Consider the following 4,234-nt stretch of genomic DNA (forward strand, 5'->3'; position numbering starts at 1 on the left):
ACTTGGTGCTCTCCGTCCAGCTCGCTGATCAGGTTCCATCCATCGTACACGAATCGGCTTGCGAGGCCATTTTCATTAGCCCAGCTTCGCAGTCCTTCCGGGTCGTACCCATGCTCCATGTATGAGCCATCTGGCACCTGTACCTTGACGGTTCGGTTGAACGCATCATACGCATAGGTCGTCGAGCCGCATTCAGATTGTTCCAGCAACAGGTTGCCTTGGCGGTCGTAACTGAACTCCGTCCGCTGCCCCGTACCCTTTTGCAAAAGGGATAGCAGTCGGTTCCGACTGTCGTACGAATAGTCCAGTTTTTGGACAAATAAAAAAGGCTTATTCCTACTCATTGTTCAAGTTGAAATAAGCCTTTGAAAGTTGGTCTAAGCGTGTTTATCAAGTTATTAAGTGTTTGGTTTGAGTTTACACAAAATTGTTGACAGTCCCCAATGAACTAAATCGAGAAGTAGAGTATTATAACAAATGATTCTCTTCTAACACTTTATACCATTCGTCATCTTTAGAGCCAATGGAACTAATACTCCCTCCAGATTCAACGAACTTCATTCCAATTTCTCCATATTGTTCCCCGAAGAAATAATTAAGTAAAAAGTTATTGAAGTCTCCATATGGCTCCAAGACATAATTTTGGTCTAATGGATCTCCAAATAAACACGTTACATGACCATCTACCTTATTAATAAACAAGGGGTATCTTTCAATTTTCCCTATACATATCCACTCACCATCAAATCTTTGCATTTCCTCCACATAAAACTGAACATCGTCAACTTTCCGCTGACCATAAATAGTGATAACTCCCCCATTTAATATCTCATATCTATTTGTAATGAAGTAGTAATCTTTCAAAATATGATTATCGATTTCTGTGGATTGTTTTTCATTTGTATTTAAAACAATTTCAGCAAAGGTTAGACTTAGTGGGTCATCACTTAATATCTCCCGAATTTTATCTATCTTTTCGATTACTAATTCGTTCATTTTCTTCACCTTTCAATTTTAATCTTCACTCTAGAACCGTACGGAACATCATTAGTTCGATATACTTCCATTCTTCTTCACATGCGTCAAATAGCCCTCACCTTTTACAAAGATGAAGGCTATGCTTTCTTCAAAAAAAGCACTATATCAACCGATTAAGTATTATTCTAACGTCGGTACACCGTTATACTTTATTGCTGGGAATGCATCCAACTGTTTGAAGAAAATATTAATCTCTTGACCATCTCCCCTGATTTTCGATTGCGGTAAATTACTGTATACAGTGACATGATAATTACCATCTTCTAATTGTATTGATTGGTCATTCGGACATTCACTGGTCCATTCCATAAGATCATAGAGATCTCTAAAATAGACTGTTCCTTCATTTACTTTAATCCCCAACCTCAGCACATAATCTGAAGAGTCAAGAATCGCTTCATCTGGATACCCACTTCTGATCTTCAATATATAGGTTCCCGGGGATCCAGTACCTAAACCTATAATTGTCCCAGCATTCACATGTTCCGAAACCTGTTTTGCAGTGAGATACTTTGTAGTAAGGTAATCTTCGTTTTCTTGGATAAATGATACGGCATCTGGTGAATACATAATCACGCCTAATCCATCAATCTCCAATAAAATATCTTTTTTCACCATTTGTATAGCTACACCTCACTCATTTTTGGGTTTAATTTTGCCCCACTCCAGTAACTTTTCAAACGCCTTCTCAGGTGTAAGTTCTTCTCCGAGACTAAGACTTTTATTTGGTGTCCTTAGAGATCCGAGTATTCCCTCGAGTTCTGGATCAGAGTACGCTTTGATATAATTATTAATTAACTCCTCATCCGTCATGGAAGGATTTCCACCTCTAAGTTTTATTCCTGTCCGCTTGGTTGCTGCATGCAGTCTTATATGAGCCTGACCAGCATTCTCTGGTGAACCCATTGGATAATATCGTGGGGTTCCTTTTTGATCGAAATGAGCTAAGTTATTTCTATTTTTCACATTAACTCTTTCTATTAAATGAGCACCATCCCCATCGTCAGTAAGAGTCCAACTTTTCGATGGTAACGATCCTTGATAGTCCGCATCACCCATACGAGGTTTTCTAGTCTCCTCAAAAGGCCCTTCCTTCTTACCGCCGCCACCGCAGCCAACATTCTGGCTGCTATAACCGCTCGGATCCACATAATTAATCGGATTGTTCCCTACATATGCATACAGGTTGAGACCATCACCACGGTACTCGTCCTCTTGCGTAAAGCGGGCAATGACCGGGTTGTAGAACCTTGCACGCAGGTAGTACTGCTGCGTGATCGCATCGAACTGCTCGCCTGCGTAGCGGAAGCGGTTCGGAATGCCCTCTGTGGCAGATACCGTCTGGCCGAAGGCGTCGTACTCATAGCTGTTCAGAATGCCGCCGAGACGGTTCGTGATACGCACGACATCTCCGTGACTCAGTATTGGATTTAGAAAAAACCTTGAAAGACATTAAGCCAATCAAGGTTAAGAAAGCATCCAACAAAGAAAGTCCTTACCTGCTATGTTTCGTTGGACCCATCCCACCTGCAGGTTACTTATCGATCAGTACTAGATCTGACCAAGAGCCCCAATGAAAACAGCAGCGCCTTCTGTGTCAATTCTTCTATAATATTTTCCGTAAGCAACCAATTAACAACTTGTGAACGCCCTCCATCTAATACACGTCTGAAGAAATATCGGGTTAGATAAATTCTTTACTAATCCTCCAAGAAAGTACTGTCGCTCTTAAAACCCGTTTTATATTTTTTATAAGAATCGACTACTTTAATTAAAAGTTCAATATTGTTATCCGTTAAATGTTCGTGTAATTCATTAATTTCGTCCTCTAAAAAAATTTTTACCTATATTCTCCAAACAAACTGATAAGATCGATATCATTCCATATTTATTATATTGTTCCCATGTATCATATAAATTGCCCCAATTTCTATGACATTAATAAATCCTTCAAAATCCTGTATTTCCCTAAAGGGTTTATTCCATCCCGACTCATTGTTTTCCAAACAATATCCTCCCCATCCGTCCTTTTCTTGCTCCCGTTGATCGTACGAAGTTTCAATAAATACCATTTAGTTGGTAGCGATATTACCTGCTTAATTGTACTTGTTTTGCAATTCTGCAGTCCTCTTTCTTTCCCTTAAATTATAGCTGAGCTAAAAGGCCTGTTCCTCCTGAACGTTCAAGTTTGAACAAGCCTTTGAAACCTATCGAGTGTTTGTGAATTTCGGTTTAGTAGTTGTATCTCACAATCTTAACATGAACTAAAATCAAATGGTTTTAAGTTCTATGTTCTCAATTATCCCCCAGTCCACTCCCTCCTCAAGTTGCTCCTCTATCTTTTCTAATAGTTTAAATCCTTCTTGCTCGATCCCTTCATCATGCCCATATACTTCAAAATACCTTTCTTTAAACTGTACATACCAATAATACATGCTGTAATAAGCAGTTTGTTTATCAAGAGAAATTGAGTCGGAATTACTTTTAAAAAACAAATAATACACTAGCAGTTCATTTAAACGAGCATCATCAAAATTTGAAGTACATGAACTCAATAGTTTTTCATCTGAAATTAAACTCTTCAGCTCGGCTTCCTTTAAGATCTTCATTTACAACACCTAGCCTTTACTCGGGATAGTACTTTACAGCAATATCAATTTTTTTAGATTTGAACAAGTTAGTTAATTGCTCGACAGCCTTCTTATCAGAAACTAACCATTCTACCTTATATCCAGGCGCAAACGCTGACTCTTGCTGCCTTAATGCCTCTTGAACAACTTTATTTTTAGCGAATTCCGGAAGTTCATCAACATGATAAAATGATTTAGGCTTTATGATCAGCTTTCCATCTTGCAAAACATCACCTACTAAATTTTCAAATTGGACATACCCTCCCTTTGGATGAGATAAATAGTAACTTTCATTGTTTGGATTTATTTTCAATTCGAAGTCATCTACTCTTGAGTTACTCTGAGTTATTCTTTCTCCAAAGAAGCCTTTACCATGTTCTCTTGCATTAATTTCATGAATACCCCATCTAATCTTTGTGTTGTATTTAGGTGCTTGTTCCTTATCATAAGGACCTTCCTTCTTACCGCCGCCACCGCAGCCAACATTCTGACTGCTATAACCGCTCGGATCCACATAATTAATCGGATTGTTCCCGACATATGCATACAGGTTGAGACCATCACCA

Annotated in this window: 6 protein-coding genes; all 6 read right to left on the bottom strand. The window is 38.9% G+C overall.

The window, feature by feature from the left end:
* Positions 1 to 344: RHS repeat domain-containing protein (locus ABN764_RS29295; protein ID WP_446673847.1), on the bottom strand; the 344-nt coding region annotated here is incomplete at its 3' end.
* A 124-nt stretch (positions 345 to 468) separates the two neighbouring features.
* Positions 469 to 996 (bottom strand): hypothetical protein, encoded by a 528-nt coding sequence (locus ABN764_RS29300; RefSeq protein ID WP_446673848.1) that lies wholly within the window; start codon positions 994 to 996, stop codon positions 469 to 471.
* A gap of 162 nt (positions 997 to 1,158) precedes the next feature.
* Positions 1,159 to 1,656: a hypothetical protein gene (locus tag ABN764_RS29305; protein WP_446673849.1), complete on the bottom strand. Its 498-nt coding sequence runs from the start codon at positions 1,654 to 1,656 to the stop codon at positions 1,159 to 1,161.
* A 15-nt stretch (positions 1,657 to 1,671) separates the two neighbouring features.
* Complete coding sequence (locus ABN764_RS29310) at positions 1,672 to 2,442, bottom strand: RHS repeat-associated core domain-containing protein (RefSeq protein WP_446673850.1); 771 nt, start codon at positions 2,440 to 2,442, stop codon at positions 1,672 to 1,674.
* A gap of 866 nt (positions 2,443 to 3,308) precedes the next feature.
* Positions 3,309 to 3,647, bottom strand: a complete 339-nt coding sequence (locus ABN764_RS29315) for a hypothetical protein (RefSeq protein ID WP_446673851.1) — start codon at positions 3,645 to 3,647, stop codon at positions 3,309 to 3,311.
* A gap of 16 nt (positions 3,648 to 3,663) precedes the next feature.
* A partial coding sequence (locus ABN764_RS29320) for an RHS repeat-associated core domain-containing protein (protein WP_446673852.1) occupies positions 3,664 to 4,234 on the bottom strand: 571 nt, incomplete at its 5' end.

It is taken from the genome of Paenibacillus wuxiensis, assembly GCF_040195695.1.
Classification (GTDB): Bacteria; Bacillota; Bacilli; order Paenibacillales; family Paenibacillaceae; genus Paenibacillus_B; species Paenibacillus_B suaedae.